The sequence below is a fragment of the Deltaproteobacteria bacterium genome (assembly GCA_013151235.1).
In the GTDB taxonomy this organism is placed as follows: Bacteria; CG2-30-53-67; CG2-30-53-67; order CG2-30-53-67; family CG2-30-53-67; genus JAADIO01.
The window spans coordinates 31,324-31,712 of the sequence record JAADIO010000004.1 but is presented as its reverse complement, the minus strand read 5'-3'; the positions used below and the strand labels follow the sequence as shown (position 1 = coordinate 31,712).

At 38.0% G+C, this 389-nt stretch carries 1 protein-coding gene; it reads left to right on the top strand.

Translation table 11 applies throughout. The annotated features are described in order from the left end of the window. A partial coding sequence (locus tag GXP58_00850; GenBank protein NOY52150.1) for a hypothetical protein occupies positions 1 to 333 on the top strand: 333 nt, incomplete at its 5' end. Positions 334 to 389: the final 56 nt, after the last annotated feature.

The following is a 389-nucleotide window of genomic DNA, read 5'->3' as shown; positions in this document are numbered from 1 at the left end:
ATTATAGCTAATGATAAGGCTACAGAAAGATATAAGCAACATGTCGCTGATGGTAGAGAGTGGCTAGGGAGATTTCCGATTTTACTAATGGTAGGTGAATATGCTGAGGAAAACCATAATTTACAAGTAGTCATTGAAGACTCATTTCCTCAAGAATCAGGCTTTACATTGCAAGACTCAAAACTCGGGGTATCATATGACGTATTTGTGACATGTCGAAGGTTAGGTGAGGATACCGGAAGAGATGTATTCATGGACTATGGTAATCTTTTGATCACGGTCAAAGAACATATTAAAAAAACGTTAATGGAATCATCAAAATCTGAACTATAAAAACCTAACAACAGCGTGGAGTGAATGCAGACCAGCGGTGACTTTTTAGGGTTGCA